The sequence below is a fragment of the Streptomyces griseosporeus genome (assembly GCF_014656055.1).
Lineage (GTDB): Bacteria > Actinomycetota > Actinomycetes > Streptomycetales > Streptomycetaceae > Streptomyces > Streptomyces griseosporeus.
In genome coordinates this window covers 112,295-132,896 of the sequence record NZ_BNBR01000005.1, presented here as the reverse complement: position 1 = coordinate 132,896, position 20,602 = coordinate 112,295, and the positions used below count along the sequence as shown (strand labels likewise).

Here is a 20,602-nt window from a genome sequence, read left to right as displayed (position 1 = left end):
TAGCCGTTCCGGCCAGGGTCGACGGGAACCTGTGGACGGGGCACGGGTTGTGGACAACGCCGTGGCCCTGGGTGCGGACCGGTCCGTGGGTCGGTCCGGGTCCGTGGGTCCGGTCCCGTTCCGCGGCTCAGTCCAGGTCGTCGAAGGCGTCCGTGAAGTCCAGGTCCGGCATGGACGCCACCGACGGGGCCGCCACACGGGCGGCGAAGTCATGGCGCCGGTGGCCCGCGTCCGGGTCGTACACGTCCTCGTGGACGACGACCCACACCGTGACCTCGCCGTGGACGTCGTCCCGTACCCCCCAGTCGTCGGCCAGTGCCGTGACGATGCTGAGCCCGCGCCCGCCGTGCGCGGTGACCGACGGGGTGGCCGGGGCAGGGCGGGTCGGCCCGCCACCGTCCGTCACCTCGACGACGAGTCTGCCGGTCGGGTCCACGCGCCAGGCGGCCCGGACGTCGCCGTCCCCGGCGAGGGCGTCCCCCAGCGGACGGCCGTGTTTGCACGCATTGCTCAAGAGTTCGGAAAGGATCAGTACGGCATCGTCGATGACCGATTCCGCCACGCCGTTCCTGCGCAACTGATCGCGCATCCGGTGTCTTGCTTTCCCCACGCCCGCAGGGCCATGGGGTACGGCCATGCTCGACGACGTGGGCACCTCCTGTGCCACCACCAACGCCACCCCCGAGACCTCCTTCGCCCCACGCCAATGGGTCGATGCCCCATTGGCCTGTACCGGAAACCGGCCAATGCACGCTGGGTGACGCATTCACACCGATCGTTTACGGTTCGAACGCGCCGGAGCACCCCGTGTGACCGCGTGACAGGTGATGCCCGGGTGACCGCCGGGGCCTGTGTGGGGTCAGCGGCCGAGCCGGTCCAACACCGCGCGCGGGCGGTTGGTGATGATGGCGTCGACGCCCAGCCGGGCGCACAGGTCCACGTCGGCCGGCTCGTTGACCGTCCACACGTGCACCTGGTGCCCCGCCTTCTTCAGGCGTTCGACGTAGGCCGGGTGGTTGCGCACGATCCGGATCGACGGGCCCGCGATGCGCACCCCGGCGGGCAGCCGCCCGTCGCGCAACCGCGGGGAGACGAACTGCATGAGATAGACCGTCGGCAGCGTCGGCGAGGCGGCACGCACGCGGTGCAGCGAGCGCGCCGAGAAGCTCATGACCCGCACCTGCGACCGGGCGGCCGAGGCGGGCGCGTCCAGCCCGAACCGTTTCAGCAGGTGCAGCAGCCGCTCCTCGACCTGTCCCGCCCAGCGGGTGGGGTGCTTGGTCTCGATGGCCAGCTCCACGCGGCGCCCGGCGTCGGCGACGAGTTCGAGCAGCCGCTCCAGGGTGAGGACGGAGGTGGCCTCCAGGTCCTCCGGCCGGTGCTCCCAGTCGGGCTCCTCGTCGCGGCCGCGCCAGGCCTCCCGCGTCTTCCAGGAGCCGAAGTCGAGCGCGGCGAGGTCGGCGAGCTCCAGCGCGGAGACCGCGCCGCGGCCGTTGGAGGTGCGGTTGACGCGGCGGTCGTGCACGCACACGAGGTGGCCGTCCGCGGTCAGCCGTACGTCGCACTCGAGGGCGTCCGCCCCGTCCTCGATCGCCTTCCGGTACGCGGCCAGGGTGTGTTCGGGGGCGTCCTCGGAGGCTCCCCGGTGGGCGACGACCTGGATGTGGTGCTGTCGTGCGTGGGTCACCGCGTCATGGTGCCACCGGGAGCGGGCAGGCGTGGGGCCGAGGGGGTGCTGACGCACCACGAGGTGCGTCCGATATGCGGCAAAGATCCTATATAAAGAATGCCCGCGGACCCACAGGCACCGCTTATGGTGCTCTGACGGCCCGTGGGAAAAGCTGACGGCATACAAAAGCACATGCACAGCTGCAGCGCGCCGGGTCGACGACAAGCGTGAACGAGCGTGACCGAGTGCGACCGACAACGACAGCCGTGGATCGAGGAGAAGAGCTGTGAGCACCGAGAACGAGGGCACCGCGGTACCCCAGGCCCCGTCCGCACCCCCCGTGCCGGTGGCCTCTCAAGCAACGCCCTCGCAGCAGCCCACCGCCGGACCCGAGCAGCCGTCCGACGCGACGCACGCCCAGGCGGGCGCGGACCAGCAGTCGCAGCAGCCCCACCAGCCGGCCTACGGGACGCCGCCGGGCCCGGACGCCCAGCCGGCCCCCGCGACCGCCACCACCCCCTCGCCCTCCCCCGCCCCGCACGGGGCCTGGCCGCCCCCGCCGCCGCCCGGCACGCCCGCGTACGGCGACGGCGGCTCCGGCGCGGGCACCGGCTGGGGAGCGTCGTACGCGCCGCAGCCCGCGCCCAGGAAGCCCGGCCGCGGCGGACTCGTCGCGGCGGTCCTGGTGGCCGCGCTCGTCGCGGGCGGCCTGGGCGGCGGCATCGGCTACCAGCTCGCCAAGGGCAACGACGACAGCGGCTCCACGACCGTCTCCGCGTCGACCAGCGGCGGCGACGTCAAGCGCGACCCCGGCACGGTCGCCGGCGTCGCGGCGAAGGCCCTGCCGAGCACGGTCACCATCGAGGCCGAGTCCACCAACGGCGAGGGCGGCACGGGCACCGGGTTCGTCTTCGACAAGCAGGGCCACATCGTCACCAACAACCACGTGGTGGCGGACGCCGTGGACGGCGGCAAGCTGACGGCGACGTTCCCGGACGGCCGCAAGTACGACGCCGAGGTCGTCGGCCACGCGCAGGGGTACGACGTGGCGGTCATCAAGCTCAAGAACGCGCCGTCGAACCTCAAGCCGCTCACCCTCGGCGACTCCGACAAGGTCGCGGTCGGCGACAGCACCATCGCGATCGGCGCACCCTTCGGCCTGTCGAACACGGTGACGACGGGCATCATCAGCGCCAAGAACCGCCCGGTCGCCTCCAGCGACGGCTCCGGCAGCCAGGCGTCGTACATGAGCGCCCTGCAGACCGACGCCTCGATCAACCCGGGCAACTCCGGCGGCCCCCTGCTGGACGCCCAGGGCAATGTCATCGGCATCAACTCGGCGATCCAGTCCACCGGCAGCGGCGGCCTCGGCTCCGGCCAGTCCGGCTCGATCGGCCTGGGCTTCGCCATCCCGATCAACCAGGCCAAGTACGTCGCCCAGCAGCTGATCAAGACCGGCAAGCCCGTCTACGCCAAGATCGGCGCGTCGGTCTCCCTGGAGGAGTCCTCCGGCGGCGCGAAGATCACCGAGCAGGGCGCGGGCGGCGCCGCCTCCGTCGAGCCCGGCGGCCCCGCGGCCCAGGCCGGCCTGAAGCCCGGCGACGTCATCACCAAGCTCGACGACCACGTCATCGACTCGGGCCCGACCCTGATCGGCGAGATCTGGACCCACAAGCCCGGCGACAAGGTCACCATCACCTACGAACGCGCGGGCAGGACCCACACCGTGGAACTGACCCTCGGCTCCCGCACGGGCGACAACTGACCGGTACGCTGTACCCGCTCCGTCCCTGGTGGGCGCGGGGCGAGGTGGGTTGCCCGAGCGGCCTAAGGGAACGGTCTTGAAAACCGTCGTGGCGCGAGTCACCGTGGGTTCAAATCCCACACCCACCGCGTGATCGGCAGTGGGAACGGCCCCCGACCAGCAGTCTGGTCGGGGGCCGTTCGTGTGTCCGGGGGCGGCGGCTACCTGTTCAGCCAGTCCGTCGGGGTTGCCGACGGGGAGCGCAGGAGTTGGGGGGTTCCGGTGGGGGTGGCGGCGGTGGTGTACGTGTTCGTCGTGTACGTGAAGGTGTCCGTGGCCGAGAAGGCGATGCGGGTGCCGTCGGGGGAGAAGACCGGGGACCGGACGCCCGTCAGCGGGGTGGTCCAGGTGGGCTGGAGGGGGGTGGTCGTGCCGGAGGGGACGTCCGCGACGCTCAGGCCGTTCGTGGTGGCGTAGGCGATGCGGGTGCCGTCGGGGGACCAGTCGACCGGGGCCTGTACTGCGTCGTGGGTCGTGGTGATCTGGCGGAGGGCGCGGGTGGTGGTGTCCAGGGTCCAGACGTCCCGGGACTGCTCCCAGCCGCCGTCCGCCGTCTCGTACGAGGTCGTGCGGACGAAGGCGATGCTCTTGCCGTCGGGGGAGAAGGTGCCCGGGCCGGCCGCCGGGGTGAGGACCTCCTGGCCCGTGCCGTCGGTGTTGATCCACTCCAGGCCGCGCGGGCTGTCGTAGACGAGCCGCTTGCCGTCGGGGGACCAGTCGGGGTGGCCGACGTAGGGGGCCTCGCCGGTCTCGGGGGCGATGCCCTGGACCAGGACGTGCCGGTCGCTGCCGTCGGCCTTGGCGAGGACCAGGTCCCGGGGGTACACGCAGCCCTCGGTCTGCGGGACGCAGGTGGTGGCGCGCTGGACGTACGCCACCGAGGAGCCCTTCGGGGACAGCACGCCGTCCTCGGCGTTCTGCGCGAGGGTCGCGACGACGGTGCCGTCCGCCGGGTCGAGGGCGACCAGCGCGGGGGCGCCGGTGGAGGAGTCGGTGGCGGTGATGTGGCCGGCCGTGGCCGTCGGTCCGGCCATGGCGGTCCCGGCCGCCGGCAGGGCGGTCGCCATGACGATCCCGGCCGTCAACACGGCACGTTTCAGAAGCACTTGGGTCCTCCCGGGGTGCGCGGGGCCGGCGGTTCCGGCCCCGGTGCAGGAGCGCGGGAAGATCAAGAAACGTCACACCGGCGTGAACGCCGCCCCCGCCCGGCTCACGGACGGTGGCCCGTCAGGCGGGCCGCCGAGGCGATCGTCGCCCTCGCCTCGCGTTCCGTCAGGCCCGTGTCGACGGCCGCGTCGATCAGCGGGGCCAGCAGGGCGGGGCCGATGCCGTTCTCGTAGGCGCGGCAAGCGGCCCAGAACAGGCGGGTGTTGCGCTGCCCCTCGTGCGCGCCGAGGACGAACTGGACGAGACCCTGGCCGTGTACCGCCGTGGACGGGCGGGCGGGGTGCTCCGCGCGCGGCGGGGGCAGCAGCAGCCGGAGCAGGGACGGCGGGCAGGGCGCCGGGGCGAGGTGGGCCGTACCCGGAGCGGTGGTGTACACGCCGTGGGCGGTGCGGGAGCCGGGGCCGACGAGGTAGCCGCCGGCGCCCCGGATGTCGATGCCGGGAGCGAGGCGACCGGCGGAATTGGGGACGGCCGTGTCCGCCGGGCCGGTCAGCCACAGGTGCCGGCCGCCGGAGGGGGTGAGGACGACGACCGTGGGCGGGATGGTGAACAGATGGCGCAGCGCCAGCTCGCGCAGGGCCGCCGAGGAGTCCGTGCCGGACTTGGTGTCCAGGTCGACGCCGATCAGATGGGGCGGGGGCAGGCCGCAGGCGATGCCGTAGCCGGTGGCCCAGGGCGCGGCGGCGAACAGTTCCCTGATCCGCGCGGGGTCGGTGGAGGCGTCGTACACGCCGTGTCCGAAGCGGCCGCACTCGCCGTGGCAGAGCGGGGCGTCGGGGTCGTCGCGGTGCGGGGAGCGCAGGGCCGGGAGCTTCGTCCGGGACAGGGGGATGACGGCCAGGCCGCGCTCGGCGGCTGACAGCGCGTGGGCGAGGGCCAGCGTCCTGGCCTGCCGGTCGGTGGTGGCCATGGAGATATTTTCGTACGCCTGTTCGAAGAAGGGAAGAGGTGGCGGGCGCGGCACGCCGGGGCGGGGACATTGGCCGGAAATGTGCCGGAACGGTTCACCCCTTGCGGCCCTTGGGCCGATCCGGCCCACCTGTCCTGAGTCGGGGGTTCCGGTGGCGCAATGCCGCGCAAAGGGGTTTATCGACTTGTCCTCACGCTTGAGGGCGAATTGCGGCTTCCGGGGTGGTTCGCCGGGGATTCGGTGGGCAACTCTGGTCTCGCGACGTCGTGCACAGCACCGAGGAACCGAGGCGGTCGGCCAACTGCCTCGGAAACAGCCGTACTTGACGATGCCGGCTCACCAAGCCGGTGAGTGACTGGTTCTGGAGGAACACACCATGGCAAGCATCCGTACCGCCCGCGTTCTCGCCACCGTCTCCGCCCTCCCGCTGGCCGCCGCGCTCTTCTCCGGTGTCGCCACGGCGGACAACGGCGCGTTCGCGGACAACGGATCGAGCGCGACCGTCACCAACGCGGCCCAGGGCATCGTCGGCAGCGGCGTCGGCGGAGCCAACAACGGCAACTCGTCGACCACACAACAGCAGGCGGTCGGCTCGGGAGCCTCGAACCAGAGCAATACCGCGCAGGTCAACGGCTCGGCCTTCACGGCCGTCAACCAGGGCAACGAGAACGTGGCGGTCAGCTTCTCGCCGCTGTGGTGGTGAGGCGAAAGGAGGGGAACCTACTCCGCGAGGTGCGCTCTGTGGGGTGACAAGGGAATCACAGTCCGCGCGGCGGTGCTTCGGCGCCGCCGCGCGGGCGTGTGCGGTGGCTTCAGCCGTCGTGGGTACCCGTCCGGCGCCCCGCCCGGTACACCCCCAGGGGTAAACCCGCAGTACGCCCCGGCTCCTCCTCCACCTACAGGAGGTGCAGCCAGCCCCACCCCTACAACCTGAGGCGGACGCCGCTTCGGCACCTGCGGCCGATCCCCGGCCCGGCCCCCCGCTCCTAGCGTGGAGCCATGACCACACCCGTCTGCACCAGCGCTTCGACGGCCGCTGCCCCGGCGACGCGGAACGGCCCCTACCCGTCCTTCTCGTCGTACGTCCGGGCCCGCCGGCCGGTGCTGCTGCGGACCGCCCGCACGCTCACGGCGAACGCCAGCGACGCGGAGGACCTGCTCCAGACCGCGCTCACCAAGACGTACGTCGCCTGGGAGCGGATCGAGGACCACCGGGCCCTCGACGGCTATGTGCGCCGCGCGCTGGTGAACACCCGCACCTCGCAGTGGCGCAAGCGCAAGGTCGACGAGTTCGCCACCGACGAGCTGCCCGAGCCGGAGCCGGTGCCGGGCGAGGGCGACCCCGCCGAGCGACAGGCGCTGCACGACGCGATGTGGCGGGCGATCATGAAACTGCCGGCCCGGCAGCGGGCGATGGTCGTGCTCCGCTACTACGAGGATCTCAGCGAGGCCCAGACGGCGGAGGTGCTCGGCGTGTCGATCGGCACGGTGAAGTCGGCGGTGTCGCGCGCGCTGGGCAAGCTGAGAGACGACCCTGAGCTGGGGCTTGTTCGGTAGTGGGCCTTCGTGCCCCTTGATGTGCGGTGATCGATCATCGCTCCCTAGTGACATACCGCGCGGTATGTGCGCAGAATCAGCGCAACCCGCTACCGCCGCGTAGGCAATGTCGCCATGGAGGACGCCGTGCAGAGCACCATGCAGGACGTACCGCTGCTGATCTCGAGGATCCTGACCCACGGGTCACGCATCCACGGCACCTCGCAGGTCATCACCTGGACGGGCGAGGCCGAGCCGCACCGCCGCTCCTACGCCGAGATCGGCGCCCGCGCCGCCCGCCTGGCCCACGCCCTGCGCGAGGACCTGGGCGTCCGCGATGACGACCGCGTCGCCACCCTCATGTGGAACAACGCCGAGCACGTCGAGGCGTACTTCGCGATCCCCTCCATGGGCGCGGTCCTGCACACCCTCAACCTGCGCCTGCCCGCCGAGCAGCTCGCGTGGATCGTCGACCACGCCGCGGACCGGGTCGTGATCGTCAACGGCTCGCTGCTGCCGCTGCTCGCCCCGCTGCTGCCGCACCTGAAGACGGTCGAGCACGTCGTCGTCACCGGCCCCGGCGACCGCGCGCTGCTGGCGGACGCGACCGTACAGGTGCACGAGTACGAGGACCTGCTCGCCGGGAAGCCCGACGCGTACGACTGGCCCGAGCTGGACGAGCGGCAGGCGGCGGCCATGTGCTACACCTCCGGCACGACCGGCGACCCCAAGGGCGTGGTCTACAGCCACCGCTCGATCTACCTGCACTCCATGCAGGTCAACATGGCCCAGTCGATGGGCCTGACCGACCAGGACACCTCGCTGGTCGTCGTACCGCAGTTCCACGTCAACGCCTGGGGCCTGCCGCACGCGACCTTCATGACCGGCGTGAACCTGCTGATGCCGGACCGCTTCCTGCAGCCCGCGCCGCTCGCCGAGATGATCGAGAAGGAGCGGCCCACGCACGCCGCGGCCGTCCCCACCATCTGGCAGGGCCTGCTCGGCGAGCTGACCGCCCGCCCCCGCGACGTCTCCTCCCTGACCCAGGTCACCATCGGCGGCTCGGCCTGTCCGCCGTCGCTGATGGAGGCGTTCGACAAGCTCGGCATGCGGGTCTGCCACGCCTGGGGCATGACGGAGACCTCGCCGCTCGGCACGGTGGCCCGCCCGCCGGCCCATGTGGTCGGCACCGACGAGGAGTTCGCCTACCGCCTCACCCAGGGCCGCTTCCCCGCCGGCGTCGAGGCCCGGCTGACCGGCCCCGGCGGCGAACGCCTCCCCTGGGACGGCGAGTCGGCGGGCGAGCTGGAGGTGCGCGGGCCGTGGATCGCGGGCGCGTACTACAACGGCCCCGACGGCGAACCGCTGCGCCCCGCCGACAAGTTCAGCGAGGACGGCTGGCTGAAGACGGGCGACGTCGGCACCATCTCCCCCGACGGCTTCCTCACCCTCACCGACCGCGCCAAGGACGTCATCAAGTCCGGTGGCGAGTGGATCTCCTCGGTCGAGCTGGAGAACGCGCTCATGTCCCACCCGGACGTGGCCGAGGCGGCGGTCGTCGCGGTCCCGGACGACAAGTGGGGCGAACGCCCGCTGGCGACCGTCGTGCTGAAGGAGGGCGCGACCACCGACTTCACCGCCCTGCGCGCCTTCCTCGCCGACGAGGCCCACATCGCCAAGTGGCAGCTGCCGGAGCGCTGGACGGTGATCGAGGCGGTGCCGAAGACGTCGGTGGGCAAGTTCGACAAGAAGGTGCTGCGCAGGAAGTACGCGGAGGGCACGCTGGACGTCACACAGCTCTGACGCCCGCGTCCACGGCGGCACGGCCCCTGGCGACTGCCGGGGGCCGTTCGCCCTGCGGAGGTGAGCCGGAGCGCAGCGCGGTGATCGGAGCGAAGCCCTCACCCGGGCCGCGCAAAGGCCCAGGCGAGCGTCCCCCGCCTGCAACCTTCGCTCCGACCCCGCCTCAGTTCTTCGTGCCGTCCACGATCACCGGCGTCCCCCCGGCCCCCGTCCCGCACGGCACCGCGTACACCGGGTGGGATCTGGCGGCCTCGCGGTAGGCCTCCAGGCACTGGTTGTAGAGGACCTTGTCGGTGAGGGACCTGGCGACGATCTCGTTGGCGCGGGCCGTGCCCTCCGCCTCGATGCGCTTGCGTTCCGCCTCCGCCTTGGCCGTGCGGGACGCCTCCACGGCCCGCTCGGTGGCCTGCTCCTGCTGGATCTTCTTGTCGATCTGCTCCTGGAGCTTCTCCGACGGCTTCACATTGCGCAGGTTCACGGCCGTGACGTCGATCCCCCGCGACGCCAGCCGCTCCTTGACCGCGCTCTCGATCTCCGCGCCGATCCGCTCACGCGCGGAGGCATAGCCCTCCTCGCTGGTGTGGCGCGCGAAGACGTTGCGGACGATCTCGCGGCTGTCCGGCAGCACCAGCCGCTGCTCGATCGCGTCCTGGCTGCCCGCCAGCCGGTAGAGCGCGACCGCCTTCGCCGGCACCACGGCCCACTTGATGGTGACGTCCGCGTACAGCACCCCGCCCTGCGAGGAGCGGACCTCGACCGTCTCCTTGTCGTTCAGGTTCAGGTCGACCGGGCGCGTCGAGAAGGACGTGACGTCGGTGAACGGTGACTTGAAGTGGACCCCCGACGGCAGTGGTGAACCGATTTTCCCGAACGTGACCGGCACGCCGACCTCGTACGCGCTCACCACGTACACGCAGGCGTACAGCCCCGCCAGCAGCCCCCCGGCGGCGCTGACCCAGGCCCACAGCCGCCAGTTTCTGGCCGGGGTGCGGCCACGGCCCGCGACGAACAGCACAACCGCCGTTATGAGCAGCAGCACGGACAGGACGAACACGGAAGAACCCCCCTCATGAACGGACCGCGCGCCGCCTCCCCGGGCGGCGCGCGCAGCGCATGTTATGGGCGGCCGGTTCCGGCCAGGTAGCCGACAGGCGGCGTCCGTGCGGCAGTTCGGTCTCGGCTCACCGTCGTACCGCGGTCGCCCCCCATCCGATCACCAGCCACAGCCCCGCCACCGCGCACACCCCGCCCCAGCCGAAGTGGCCGAAGGCCGGCCCCGCGAGCAGGGAGGCGAGGGCGCCGCCCGCGAAGCCGCTGACGACGTACGCCGTGTTGGCGGCGGCCGGAGTGGAGGTGGTCGTCAGGGCGAGGGTCTGGTTGGCGACGTGGGAGGCGACCAGCGCCGCGTGGATCGCCAGCGCCGCCACCCACAGCGCCGCCATCACGTGCCCGCCCAGCCAGAACAGCGGCACGGACACCGCGGCCAGCAGATACGCCGACCGTACGACCTTCTGCGCGCCGAACCGGTCCACCAGACCGCCGGCCAGCGGAGCGACGGCGCTCGACGCGAGGCCGAACAGGCCGAACAGGCCGGCCGTCGCGGTGGACAGGCCGTACGCCGGACCCGTCAGCAGCAGCGCCAGCGACGTCCACAGCGCGCTCCACGCACCGAACATGCCCGCCTGGCGCAGGCACGCCCGCCACAGGTCCGGCGAGCGGCGCATCAGGCCGGGCAGCGCGGCGATGCCGGAGAGCAGCGAGCCCGTGCGCGGGCGGTGCTCGGAGGGCAGGACCACGGCCGTGGCCAGGCCCAGCACGAGGGTGAGGACGGCCGAGCCCGCGAAGACCCAGCGCCAGCCGAACGCCTGCCCGGCCAGCCCGCCGACCACCCGGGCGGCGACGATGCCGGTGAACAGGCCGGCGATGACCGCGGCGACATGCCGGGCCCGGCGCTCGGCCGGGGCGCGCTGGGCGACCAGCGGCACGAGCAGCTGAGGGATGACGGTCGCCGCGGCGGCCACGAACACCGCCACCGCCAGCGCCCCCGTACCCGGCGCGACGGCCGCCGCGACCAGCGCGACCGTGGTGACCACGGTCAGCCCGCCGACCAGCCGGCGCCGGTTCGCGCTGTCGCCGAGCGGGGCGAAGAAGAGCAGGCCGACGGCGTAGCCGAGCTGCGCGACCGAGGCGATCCAGGCGACGGCCGAGGCGGTCGTGCCGTTGTCCCGGGCGATGAGCGGGAGGAGCGGCGCCGCGAGGTAGATGTTGGCGGCCGTGACGGCGGTGCAGACGGCGATGAGGAGGAGGAAGAGGGTGGACCGGCGGTCCGCCCGCTGCGGCGCGGCGACGGTCATCGCCGGGGTCCTGGTCGTGGCTCGGGACGGGGCTGGGGACGGCATGAGTGACGGACTCCTTCGAGCCGGCTCTAGCAACTAACTGGTTGGTTGGTGATAGGCCCAACACTCTGCGCCGCCCGTCGATTCCCTGTCAACCAAACAGTTGGTTGGTTACGGCGGTACGCTGCTCCCATGGCAGTCAGAGACCCCGAGGCCACCAAGGCCCGGATCTTCGAGGCGGCGGTCGCCGAGTTCGCCCGCCACGGCATCGCGGGCGCCCGCATCGACCGCATCGCGGGCCAGGCCAAGGCCAACAAGCAGCTGATCTACGCCTACTTCGGCAACAAGCAGGAGCTGTTCACCCAGGTCCTCGGCCGCAGCCTGGTCGACCTCGCCGCCTCCGTCCCGGTCGACCCGGACGACATCGAGGGCTGGATCGACCGCCTGATGGACTACCACGCCGCCCACCCCGAGTTCCTGCGCCTGCTCTTCTGGGAGGGCATCGAGTACGGCACCGCCGACCTCCCCGACGAGGCCGCCCGCCAGGACCACTACGCCCGCAAGGTCGCCGCCGTCCGCGACGCCCAGGAACGCGGCGTGATCACCGACGCCTTCGCCCCCGGCGACCTGCTGTTCCTGCTGATCGCGGTGGCCAACTGGACGGCCGTCGTGCCGCAGATGAGCCGCATCCTGGTCGGCCCGGACGACACCGACCGCAGCCGGCTGCGCGCCTCGGTGAAGGAGGCGGCCCGCCGGCTGGTCGCCACGTAGGCGCAGTCCGGTATCTCAGTTCGTGCCGATGCGGGCCAGCAGATCCACGATCCGCGCCTGCACCTCCGGGCTGGTCGACCGCTCGGCGAGGAAGAGCACCGTCTCGCCGGAGGCCAGCCGCGGCAGGTCCGCCGGGTCGACGGCCGCCGTGTAGACGACCAGCGGGGTGCGGTTGAGCTGCCCGTTCGCCCGCAGCCAGTCCACGATCCCGGCCCGCCGCCGGTGCACCTGCATCAGGTCCATCACGACCAGGTTCGGCCGGAACTGCCCCGCCAGCGCCACCGCGTCCGCGTCGCTCGCGGCCCGCGCCACCTGCATCCCGCGCCGCTCCAGCGTCGCCGTCAGCGCCAGCGCGATCTCCGCGTGCTCCTCGATGAGCAGCACCCGCGGCGGATGCTGCTCGCTGTCGCGCGGCGCCAGCGCCTTCAGCAGCACGGCGGGATCGGCGCCGTACGCCGCCTCCCGCGTCGCCTGCCCCAGCCCGGCCGTCACCATCACCGGCACCTCGGCCGCGACCGCCGCCTGCCGCAGCGACTGCAGCGCGGTCCGCGTGATCGGCCCGGTCAGCGGGTCCACGAAGAGCGCCGCCGGGAACGCCGCGATCTGCGCGTCGACCTCCTCGCGCGAGTGCACGATGACCGGCCGGTAGCCGCGGTCGCTGAGCGCCTGCTGCGTGCTCACGTCCGGCGCCGGCCACACCAGCAGCCGGCGCGGATTGTCCAGCGGCTCCGGCGGCAGCTCGTCGTCCATCGGCTGCGGGCGCGGGGTATCCGCGACCTCCACGGCACCGCCGGGCCCGTCGAGCGGCTCGGGCCCCTCGGCCGCGTTCTCGTCCGGAGCCCCTATGGCGTACGACCGTCCGGCCCCCTCGGTCCCGGGAGCGAGCCGCAGCTGACCGGGGAGGGAGGGCTGCGCGGGCTGGGCTTGCGGTGGCTGCTGCGGGGAGGGCTGGGCGGCGGCCGGCGTCTGCTCGGCGGACGGGTGCGGCCGGGCCGCCGGGTCCGGGGGCGTGCCCAGCTTGCGCCGCCGTCCGCCGCCGCCCGGCGTCTGCGGGGGCGGGGTCGCCCCGGCCGGGCCGGGCTGCTGCACCTGGGCGGCCTGCCGGGTGAACGGCACGCCCTGCCCCAGCGTCCGCACGCTGATCGCCCGCCCCTGCGTCGAACCGGGGTCCGCCGCGGCCCCGGCCGCCTCGGTGGGCAGCGGGTGCGCGGGGCGGGACCCGGCGGGCATCGGGTTCTCCGGGGGGAGAGGCGTGCCCGTGCTCGGGGTGCTGGTCGGCGGCAGCGGGGCGGACGTGCCCTGCGGCGGGGCCGCCGGCGCTTCGGCGGGGAGGGGGAGCGGACCGGGCGCGCCACTCTGCGGGAGCGGCCCGGGTACGCCCGCCTGCGGGGGCACATGGACGTGCCCGGAGGGGTGCTCGGCGGGGGCGGGCGGGGGCCCGACCTGGGCTGCGGGCGGCTGCGGTGCGGCGGCCTGAGCTGCGGGAGGCTGCGGTGCCGCGGCCTGAGCCGCGGGCAGACCCTGGGCGGGCACCGGCTGCGGACCCGGCACCTGCGCGGGCGCACCGGCCTGCGCCGGGACCTGCGCGGCGAGGGGTACGGAAGGCTGTCCCGGCACGGGGGCGATCGGCTGCCCCGGCGCCATGACGACCTGCTGCCCCGGAAGCGACGCACCCGCCTGCTGCCCGGCCACCCCCTGCGCCGGAACCGTCGGAACCACCCCGGCCTGCGGCACCTCCCCCGGCCCACCGGCCACGGCACGCCGCCGCCGCCCGGTCGGCGCAGCGGTGGGATGCGGCTGCGGTGGGGTGTGGTCCGCGCTCTGGTCGTGGGGTACGGCGTCATGGCGGCCGTGGTCGGCGGCGGGGTCACCGTGCGCCCCGGAAGGCGGTACGGCGGGACCCGGACCTGGCACGGCGGGACCGGGAGCCGGTACGGCGGGACCGGGAGCCGGTACGGCGGGACCCGCGCCCGGCGCGACAGGCATGCCCGGCGCTCCCGGTACGGCAGGACCGGCACCTGGCATGGCGGGCGCGCCCGGCACTCCCGGTGCCGCAGGACCGGCACCTGGCATGCCCGGCGCTCCCGGTACGGCAGGACTCGGGCCCGGTGCGGCAGGACCGGCACCCGGCATGGCGGGCGCGCCCGGCGCCCCCGGCACGGGCACCGCGCCGGTCGCCGTACCGGCACCGGACGTCTCACCGACGACCCCGACGGCATCCGCCCCGGTCGCCTCCCCCGCACCCACCGGCCGGTCGGCGTCGGCCGGCGGCAGGGCGAAGACGGTGCGCGGTCCGGCCTCCTGCGCGGCGGCGCGTTCCGCCGCGGCGGCCAGCGCACGCCGGCGACGCCCCGTCGGCTGGGACTGCTCGGACGCCGGCGCGCCCTCCGCGCCCTCCGCGCCCGGCGCGGGCAGTGCGGGCGGCAGCGCGTGCTGCTGCCCGGCGGGGTCCACGGCCTGGCCGTCGGCGCGCCGGGCGCGGCGTCCGCCGGACGCGGGCACCCCCTGCGGCGGAACGGTCCCGCCCAGCCCCGTACCCACCGCGGCGGCACCCGCGGCGTGCTCGTCGGCGGTGACGACGGCGCCCTCCGCCGGGGCCCCCGGGGCGGCGGGGGCGGCGGGCTCGATCGCGCGGCGCCTGCGTCCCGTACCACCGGAGACGGCCACCTCGGTGCCGGCCGGCGCCTCAGGGGCCTCGGGCGCCTCAGGAGCCTCGGGCGGCAACTCCGCGGCCGGGGCGGCGGCCCGCCGCCGACGGCGACCGGTGGGAGGCGCGGCCTCGACGGCCGTACCACCGGAACCGGCGGCATCACCGGTACCGGCAGTCCCACCCTGCTCATCACTGTCGAGGAAGGCGTCCACGGATGCCCGCCTGGCCCGCCGCCGTCCGCCGGCCTCGCCGCCCTCGGAGCCGTGGGCCGGAGCCTCGACGGGAGTCCCGGCGGCGACCGCGCCGTCCGCGGCGGCCTCGGCCGTGACGGCCCCGGCGCCCCCGCCGATCGGCACCTCCAGGACGTACGCGCTGCCACTCATCCCCGGCACCTCGTGCGTCTGGAGCACACCTCCGTGCGCCCGCACGATCCCGCGGACGATGGGCTGGTGCACCGGGTCCCCGCCGGCGTACGGCCCGCGCACCTCGATGCGGACGACCTCGCCGCGCTGCGCCGCCGCGACGACGACGGTGTTGTCCATGTAACCGCCCGCGGAGACGGGCGCGTTGCCGGTCGCGTCGACGCCGGCGACGTCCGCGACGAGGTGCGCGAGGGCGACGGCGAGACGCTGCGGGTCGACCTCGGCCTCGATGGGCGGCGCGTGCACCGCGAACTGCACCCGCCCGGGACCGATCAGCTCCACGGCCCCGTCGACGCCGGCGGCGACGACGGCGTCCAGCATCACCCTGGCCCGGGAGACCGCCTGCCCGTCGGCGTCGAGCCGCTGGTAGGCGAGGACGTTGTCGATGAGGGTGGTGATGCGCGAGTAGCCGGCCGACAGGTGGTGCAGGACCTGGTTGGCCTCGGGCCACAGCTGCCCGGCGTCGTCCGCGGCGAGCGCGGACAGTTCGCGGCGCAGCTCGTCGAGGGGGCCGCGCAGGGAGGTGCCGAGCAGGGTCAGCAGCTGCTCGTGCCGGGCGGCCAGCGCCTCGTAGCGGTCCTTCTCGCGCTCGCCGAGCGCGGCGTAGCGCTCGTCGGCCGCGGCGATCTCCTCCGCGTGCTTCTCGTGCAGCTCCTCCAGCTCGGTGACGTGCTGCTGACGCAGGGCGGTGAGGTCGGAGGCGTGTTCCTCGGAGAGCCGCTCCAGCTCCTCGGCGTGCCGCTTCTCCGCGGCCTCCTTCTCCTCGACGACCGCGTCGTACGGCCGCCGGTCGAGGAAGGTCATGACCGCGCCGACGAGCTGGTCACCGTCGCGCACGGGCGCGGTGGTCAGGTCGACGGGCACCTTGTCGCCGCTCTTGGACCACAGCACCTGCCCGCGCACCCGGTGCTTGCGCCCGGAGCGCAGGGTGTCGGCGAGCGCGGAATCGTCGTACGGGAACGGCGAGCCGTCGGCCCGCGAGTGCAGGACGAGGGTGTGCAGCTCCTTGCCGCCGAGGTCGCTGGCCCGGTAGCCCAGTATCTGCGCGGCGGCCGGGTTGACGAGGACGATCCGGCCGTCGGTGTCCGTGCCGACGACGCCCTCGGAGGCGGCCCGCAGGATCATCTCGGTCTGCCGCTGCGAGCGGGCCAGTTCGGCCTCGGTGTCGATGGTGCCGGACAGGTCGCGGACGACGAGCATCAGCAGCTCGTCGCCGCTGTAGCCGTAGGAGTCGTAGGTCTGCTGGCTGTTCTCCAGGTTGGCGCTGGTGACCTCGACGGGGAACTCGGTGCCGTCGGTGCGCCGCGCGATCATGCGGGTCGGCTTGGTGCGGGCGCGGGGGTCGATGTGGTCGGGGCGCCGCATAGAACCCGGGATCAGCTTGGAGTCGAACTGCGGCAACAGGTCCAGCAGCCCGCGCCCGACGAGCGCGGTGCCCGGCGCCTCGAAGGCCTCCAGGGCGATGGCGTTGGCGTTGACGACGGTCCCGTTGGCGTTGACCAGCACCAACGCGTCGGGGAGCGCGTCGAGTATGGCTGCGAGGCGAGCAGCGCCTCGGGGTGGCCTGCTGCTCACGAGACGCTTCCTCCCTGTTACCGCACTTTGCCGACCGCTCGGGCCATCTTGCCAACCGGCCCGCGACGTGTCACGCGAGGGAGTCTAAGCGCAGCGGTTGTGCCCGGGGCGGTGGATGCGAGGGAGGTCGCACGAGGAAGTGACGTAGAACGTGTGACCGTATCTACGGCGATACGGGCGCCCACGCCGCCGGTGCGGACTCCCATGCCGCCGGTGCGGGCGCCCTCGCGGCCGGAAGCGGCAGGTGCGCGGAAGGTGCGGGACGGATGCGTCGCAGGTGCGTGGCCGCCGGTACGGGGCAGGCGCGTGGCCGTTACGGCAGGTTCACGCCGTCTGTGCGCCGGGGGCGGCGCCGTCCAGGTCGGGCAGCAGCGGCACGAACCGGTCCCAGCGGCCGATCTCGCACCCGTTGCCCCGCTCGAACGCCGCGTCGACGGGCCGCCCGGCCCAGGTCCCGGTGACGTGGGCGGTGGCGGGACCGCCGTACTGCATGGTGCAGACGCTGCCGTCGGCCACGGGCGCGAAGGGCTCGCTGCCCCACCGGGTGTTCCGCTCCACGGCCCGGCAGGCTCCGGCGAGGTCGGGGTGACTGCCGCCCATGGGGTTGCAGTACACCTCATACACCCCGTCCCTCCCTTCCCCCGCGTGCTCGACCCGCACGACCAGGTGATCGCCGGCGGCCCGGTCCTCGTCGCGCACGGGCGGCGGCGCGAGGGGAGCGGCGGAGGGGGACGCGGTGGAAGCGGCGGCGAGGGCCGGGTGCGTGACGAGCGAGGCTGCGGAGACGAGGGAGGCGGCGGTGCCGAGGATCAGCCGGCGTACCGGCCGCGGGGCGCGGGCAGGACGGCGCGGGGCATTGCTGCGGATATGAGGCATGCCCTGCCTAACGCTCCCCGCCCCCGGACGTTGCGCCACGCCCCCCGCCCACCAGCGAAGGGCTTTGCCCTGAGGGCTGCCTGCCTAGTACCGTGGGAGCCGATTGGTGGCACGACGCTCGACTGTGTCATCATCTGCACGCACCACTCGCGCTCGCGCGAGCGGCTGTGCTGGAGGCGTCGCCTAGTCCGGTCTATGGCGCCGCACTGCTAATGCGGTTTGGGCCTTAAAGCCCATCGAGGGTTCAAATCCCTCCGCCTCCGCGCGAGATCCCCGAAGCCCCGGTCCCCAGGACCGGGGCTTCGTCGTTCCCCTCTCCGCCCGCTCCCTCCGCCCCCACCCCTCGAATCGGTGTTTTCGCAGGTCAGACGGCCTGGCGGAATCGGATTTCACATGTCGACGGCAGTCATGTAATGTTCTTCCTGTCGCCGCGAGCGGGCCGGAAGGGCCGGGAGCGAAGGCAGAAAAACAGAAAACAAGCACTCGTAGCTTAACGGATAGAGCATCTGACTACGGATCAGAAGGTTGCAGGTTCGAATCCTGCCGAGTGCACACAGAGCAGAGGCCCCGGAGAGATCCGGGGCCTCTTGCGTTGCAGGGGCGTTCCGCCAGTGCCGTGTAGCAGTCAGCATGGACTCGTGATGGCGATCCGTGGTGCCGGAGGTGGGTGCCGGTGATCCAGCAATGGCCGGAAGGGCCGCACGCCGATCCTGATGCGGCGAGAGACCGCTACCACGCGGATCTGCGGGCGTCACGTGCCGCGGCACGGGAGGTGTTCCGGGCGGAACTGCCCATCGCGCACATGGGCCTGGCACTTGTGGCCTTGGCGAGTGTGCTTGTGGGGGTGGTCTGGTCGCCCAAGTCCGGGGTGATCATCGCCGGAGCCTTCGCCGCGCTGTTCGTCGTCGCTCTGGCTGGGGCTTTTCTGGCGGGCAGGCGGGGGTGGGGCGCGGCGCGGGCCGCGTACAGGTTCACCTTCGGGTGGGCCGACTGGATCACGTTCTGAGAGATGTCCCGCGAGGCGAGGGCGAGCTGTGGCCGGGTGGCCGGGTGGCCGGGTGGGAGTGGGGCACCCGGACGACTCCCGTGCGGACGGTGTGGCAGCCTGCCGTTATGCCATGGGAGCTGCGGGAGCACGCGGGGCGTCACTATGCCGTCCTGTTCCACTACGCCTTGCCCGACGATGCGTGGGCCGTGGAGTTGAGCGAGGCTGTGCCTGGGGCGGGCATGGACTACTTGCCCGGTGCGGCTCTGCTGGCAGCGCTCGTCCCGGATGAGGATCCGGGGCTGGAGCCGACCGTCCGCGTCTGCGGCTCCGAGGAGCGCGTCGTGCCCTACGAGATCATGCGCTGGTTCATGGAGCAGGTGGCCGACCAGGTGGAGCGGTGCCGCGTCGCGTTCGCGGAGGGCGGGGCCGAAGCGGCGGAATGACCATCCGGGAGGGGTAGCTCGAACAACCCCTCCCAGTGGTCGGTCACTTCCGGAGCCAGGTGGGCTGCCTAGCGACCCCCGGTGCGCAGGATCGTCCAGGTCGCGGTGAACGCGGCGAGGAGGAGAGCCGTGCCGGTGGCGAAAGCCAGGTGGTAGCCGGATGTGAGGGCCGTGGGGAGGGAGTGGCCCTCGGTCAGGCGGTGGTCGGTGCGGGCGGCCGCCAGGGTGGAGAGGACCGCCACGCCCGCCGCCATGCCGATCTGCTGTGTCGTGTTGAACAGGCCCGACGCCAGGCCCGCGTCGTCCTCGCTCGCCGAGGACATGCCCAGCGAGGTCAGTGCGGGCAGGGCCAGGCCGAAGCCGGCGGCGAGCAGGAAGACCGGGAACAGGTCCGTGAGGTAGTGCGCGTTCGCGGGGAGGCGGGTCAGCAGGGCCAGCAGGGCCGAGAGGAGCAGCAGGCCCGCGAGCAGGACGCGCCGTTCTCCGAAGCGGGCGTTCAGGCGGGCCGATACGCCCAGGGATACCGCGCCGATCACGACCGCCGCCGGGAGCATCGCCAGACCCGTCTTGGCCGCGCCGTAGCCGAGGACCTTCTGGAGGTGCAGCGCGACCAGGATCTGGAAGGAGAACAGCGCCGCCACCATCAGCATCTGCACCAGGTTCGCGCCGACGACGTTGCGGGAGCGCAGCAGGCGGAGGGGCATCAGGGGGGTGCGCGCCCTGGCTTGGCGGACGACGAACGCGGCGAGCAGGAGCAGGGCCACGGCGCCGAGGGTGAGGGTGCGGGGGCTGGTCCAGCCGGTGTGTTCGACCTGTACGACGGTGTAGATGCCGAGCATGAGGCCCGCCGTCACCAGCAGCGCGCCCAGGACGTCGGCGCCCGCCCGCAGACCCAGTCCGCGATCGCCCGGCAGGACGGCCGCGCCGATCGCCAGGGCCGCCGCGCCGATGGGCAGGTTGATGAAGAAGATCCAGTGCCAGTTCAGCGCATCGGTGAGCACCCCGCCCAGGACCTGGCCGATCGACGCCCCGGCGGCGCCGGTGAAGCTGAACACGGCGATCGCCCGGGACCGTTCGCGCGGCTGCGGGAAGAGCGTCACGAGGATGCCGAGCCCGACCGCCGAGGCCATGGCGCTGCCCACGCCCTGGAGGAAACGGGCGCCGATCAGGACGGCGGGTGAGGTCGCCGCCCCGGCGAGCAGGGACGCGGCCGTGAAGACCGCGGTGCCCGCGAGGAACATGCGCTTGCGGCCCAGCAGGTCGCCCAGGCGGCCGGCCAGCAGGAGCAGGCTGCCGAACGCGATCAGGTAGGCGTTGACGACCCAGCTCAGGCCGACCGGGGTGAAGCCGAGGTCCTGCTGGATGGCGGGCATCGCGACGGTCACGATGCTGCCGTCCAGGATGATCATGAGCATCCCCGTGGCTATGACCGCGAGGGCGAGGGTGCGGTGGTCGCGGTGATCACGGGCGTTCGCCTCGGCGTTCCGTGATCTGTCGGTATCCGTGGTCCTGGTGCTCTGTCCGTGCGTCGTCGCAGACATGCGGTCGTCCCCCTGTCCGAGTGCGGCCGGCAGTGGAGCCAGCGGTAACGACCGTAGCAGATAGTTTTGTTGTAGACGATAATTGCGGACTGCCGCCCTGGCGGGCGGTGC

General features: G+C 73.2%; 16 protein-coding genes and 3 tRNA genes. 10 read left to right on the top strand and 9 right to left on the bottom strand.

Features of this window, described 5'->3' with window-relative positions:
• Positions 1-127: 127 nt before the first annotated feature.
• On the bottom strand, positions 128-766 hold the full coding sequence (locus tag IE308_RS23635) for an ATP-binding protein (protein WP_110629127.1): 639 nt from the start codon (positions 764-766) through the stop codon (positions 128-130).
• Positions 767-859: 93 nt separating this feature from the next.
• Positions 860-1,687 carry a glycerophosphodiester phosphodiesterase gene (locus IE308_RS23630; protein ID WP_190219475.1) on the bottom strand — a complete coding sequence of 276 codons (828 nt, stop codon included), beginning with the start codon at positions 1,685-1,687 and terminating at the stop codon, positions 860-862.
• Between the two features lie 268 nt (positions 1,688-1,955).
• On the opposite strand from IE308_RS23630, the gene IE308_RS23625 reads away from it, so the two are divergent.
• Positions 1,956-3,434: a S1C family serine protease gene (locus IE308_RS23625; protein ID WP_190219474.1), complete on the top strand. Its 1,479-nt coding sequence runs from the start codon at positions 1,956-1,958 to the stop codon at positions 3,432-3,434.
• A gap of 43 nt (positions 3,435-3,477) precedes the next feature.
• Positions 3,478-3,562 (top strand) — tRNA-Ser (locus IE308_RS23620).
• Between the two features lie 72 nt (positions 3,563-3,634).
• Here IE308_RS23620 and IE308_RS23615 read toward each other — a convergent pair.
• Both IE308_RS23615 and IE308_RS23610 read right to left on the bottom strand, forming a co-directional pair.
• Entirely contained in the window at positions 3,635-4,579 is a 945-nt protein-coding gene (locus IE308_RS23615) for a PD40 domain-containing protein (protein WP_190219473.1), read from the bottom strand.
• Between the two features lie 104 nt (positions 4,580-4,683).
• A complete protein-coding gene (locus IE308_RS23610; RefSeq protein ID WP_190219472.1) occupies positions 4,684-5,550 on the bottom strand; it encodes a bifunctional DNA primase/polymerase in 867 nt (288 codons plus the stop codon).
• Positions 5,551-5,926: 376 nt separating this feature from the next.
• Here IE308_RS23610 and IE308_RS23605 point away from each other — a divergent pair, with 376 nt between their 5' ends.
• The 3 genes from IE308_RS23605 to IE308_RS23595 all read left to right on the top strand — a co-directional run bounded on the left by IE308_RS23605 (position 5,927) and on the right by IE308_RS23595 (position 8,889).
• Positions 5,927-6,253 (top strand): hypothetical protein, encoded by a 327-nt coding sequence (locus IE308_RS23605; protein WP_190219471.1) that lies wholly within the window; start codon positions 5,927-5,929, stop codon positions 6,251-6,253.
• A gap of 296 nt (positions 6,254-6,549) precedes the next feature.
• Positions 6,550-7,107 carry a SigE family RNA polymerase sigma factor gene (locus IE308_RS23600; RefSeq protein ID WP_110629121.1) on the top strand — a complete coding sequence of 186 codons (558 nt, stop codon included), beginning with the start codon at positions 6,550-6,552 and terminating at the stop codon, positions 7,105-7,107.
• 114 nt (positions 7,108-7,221) lie between these two features.
• The gene (locus IE308_RS23595) at positions 7,222-8,889 is read left to right on the top strand and encodes a long-chain fatty acid--CoA ligase (RefSeq protein ID WP_190219470.1); all 1,668 of its coding nucleotides are present in this window, start codon (positions 7,222-7,224) and stop codon (positions 8,887-8,889) included.
• Positions 8,890-9,052: 163 nt separating this feature from the next.
• On the opposite strand, the gene IE308_RS23590 is transcribed toward IE308_RS23595, so the two are convergent.
• Positions 9,053-9,943: a prohibitin family protein gene (locus tag IE308_RS23590; protein WP_190219469.1), complete on the bottom strand. Its 891-nt coding sequence runs from the start codon at positions 9,941-9,943 to the stop codon at positions 9,053-9,055.
• A 127-nt stretch (positions 9,944-10,070) separates the two neighbouring features.
• Entirely contained in the window at positions 10,071-11,243 is a 1,173-nt protein-coding gene (locus IE308_RS23585) for an MFS transporter (protein WP_229909121.1), read from the bottom strand.
• Positions 11,244-11,417: 174 nt separating this feature from the next.
• On the opposite strand from IE308_RS23585, the gene IE308_RS23580 reads away from it, so the two are divergent.
• Positions 11,418-11,996: a TetR/AcrR family transcriptional regulator gene (locus IE308_RS23580; RefSeq protein ID WP_190219468.1), complete on the top strand. Its 579-nt coding sequence runs from the start codon at positions 11,418-11,420 to the stop codon at positions 11,994-11,996.
• A gap of 15 nt (positions 11,997-12,011) precedes the next feature.
• Here IE308_RS23580 and IE308_RS23575 read toward each other — a convergent pair whose 3' ends face one another.
• Positions 12,012-16,643 carry a PAS domain-containing protein gene (locus IE308_RS23575; protein WP_190219467.1) on the bottom strand — a complete coding sequence of 1,544 codons (4,632 nt, stop codon included), beginning with the start codon at positions 16,641-16,643 and terminating at the stop codon, positions 12,012-12,014.
• A gap of 324 nt (positions 16,644-16,967) precedes the next feature.
• Positions 16,968-17,519 (bottom strand): SSI family serine proteinase inhibitor, encoded by a 552-nt coding sequence (locus tag IE308_RS23570; protein ID WP_190219466.1) that lies wholly within the window; start codon positions 17,517-17,519, stop codon positions 16,968-16,970.
• Positions 17,520-17,691: 172 nt separating this feature from the next.
• On the opposite strand from IE308_RS23570, the gene IE308_RS23565 reads away from it, so the two are divergent.
• From IE308_RS23565 to IE308_RS23550, 4 genes are all read left to right on the top strand, one after another.
• Positions 17,692-17,782 (top strand) — tRNA-Ser (locus IE308_RS23565).
• A gap of 216 nt (positions 17,783-17,998) precedes the next feature.
• Positions 17,999-18,071 (top strand) — tRNA-Arg (locus tag IE308_RS23560).
• 121 nt (positions 18,072-18,192) lie between these two features.
• Entirely contained in the window at positions 18,193-18,525 is a 333-nt protein-coding gene (locus tag IE308_RS23555; RefSeq protein WP_229909017.1) for a hypothetical protein, read from the top strand.
• A gap of 107 nt (positions 18,526-18,632) precedes the next feature.
• Complete coding sequence (locus IE308_RS23550) at positions 18,633-18,950, top strand: hypothetical protein (RefSeq protein ID WP_110629114.1); 318 nt, start codon at positions 18,633-18,635, stop codon at positions 18,948-18,950.
• Between the two features lie 68 nt (positions 18,951-19,018).
• On the opposite strand, the gene IE308_RS23545 is transcribed toward IE308_RS23550, so the two are convergent.
• On the bottom strand, positions 19,019-20,491 hold the full coding sequence (locus tag IE308_RS23545; protein ID WP_190219465.1) for an MFS transporter: 1,473 nt from the start codon (positions 20,489-20,491) through the stop codon (positions 19,019-19,021).
• Between the last annotated feature and the right edge of the window lie 111 nt (positions 20,492-20,602).

Bases quoted from the DNA above. Each gene is read 5' to 3' on its own strand.
- IE308_RS23610 (WP_190219472.1), bottom strand. From the start codon at position 5,550: ATGGCCACCACCGACCGGCAGGCCAGGACGCTGGCCCTCGCCCACGCG.
- IE308_RS23545 (WP_190219465.1), bottom strand. From the start codon at position 20,491: ATGTCTGCGACGACGCACGGACAGAGCACCAGGACCACGGATACCGAC.
- IE308_RS23635 (WP_110629127.1), bottom strand. From the start codon at position 766: ATGCGTCACCCAGCGTGCATTGGCCGGTTTCCGGTACAGGCCAATGGG.
- IE308_RS23595 (WP_190219470.1), top strand. From the start codon at position 7,222: ATGGAGGACGCCGTGCAGAGCACCATGCAGGACGTACCGCTGCTGATC.
- IE308_RS23580 (WP_190219468.1), top strand. From the start codon at position 11,418: ATGGCAGTCAGAGACCCCGAGGCCACCAAGGCCCGGATCTTCGAGGCG.
- IE308_RS23570 (WP_190219466.1), bottom strand. From the start codon at position 17,519: ATGCCTCATATCCGCAGCAATGCCCCGCGCCGTCCTGCCCGCGCCCCG.
- IE308_RS23550 (WP_110629114.1), top strand. From the start codon at position 18,633: ATGCCATGGGAGCTGCGGGAGCACGCGGGGCGTCACTATGCCGTCCTG.
- IE308_RS23600 (WP_110629121.1), top strand. From the start codon at position 6,550: ATGACCACACCCGTCTGCACCAGCGCTTCGACGGCCGCTGCCCCGGCG.
- IE308_RS23585 (WP_229909121.1), bottom strand. From the start codon at position 11,243: ATGACCGTCGCCGCGCCGCAGCGGGCGGACCGCCGGTCCACCCTCTTC.
- IE308_RS23605 (WP_190219471.1), top strand. From the start codon at position 5,927: ATGGCAAGCATCCGTACCGCCCGCGTTCTCGCCACCGTCTCCGCCCTC.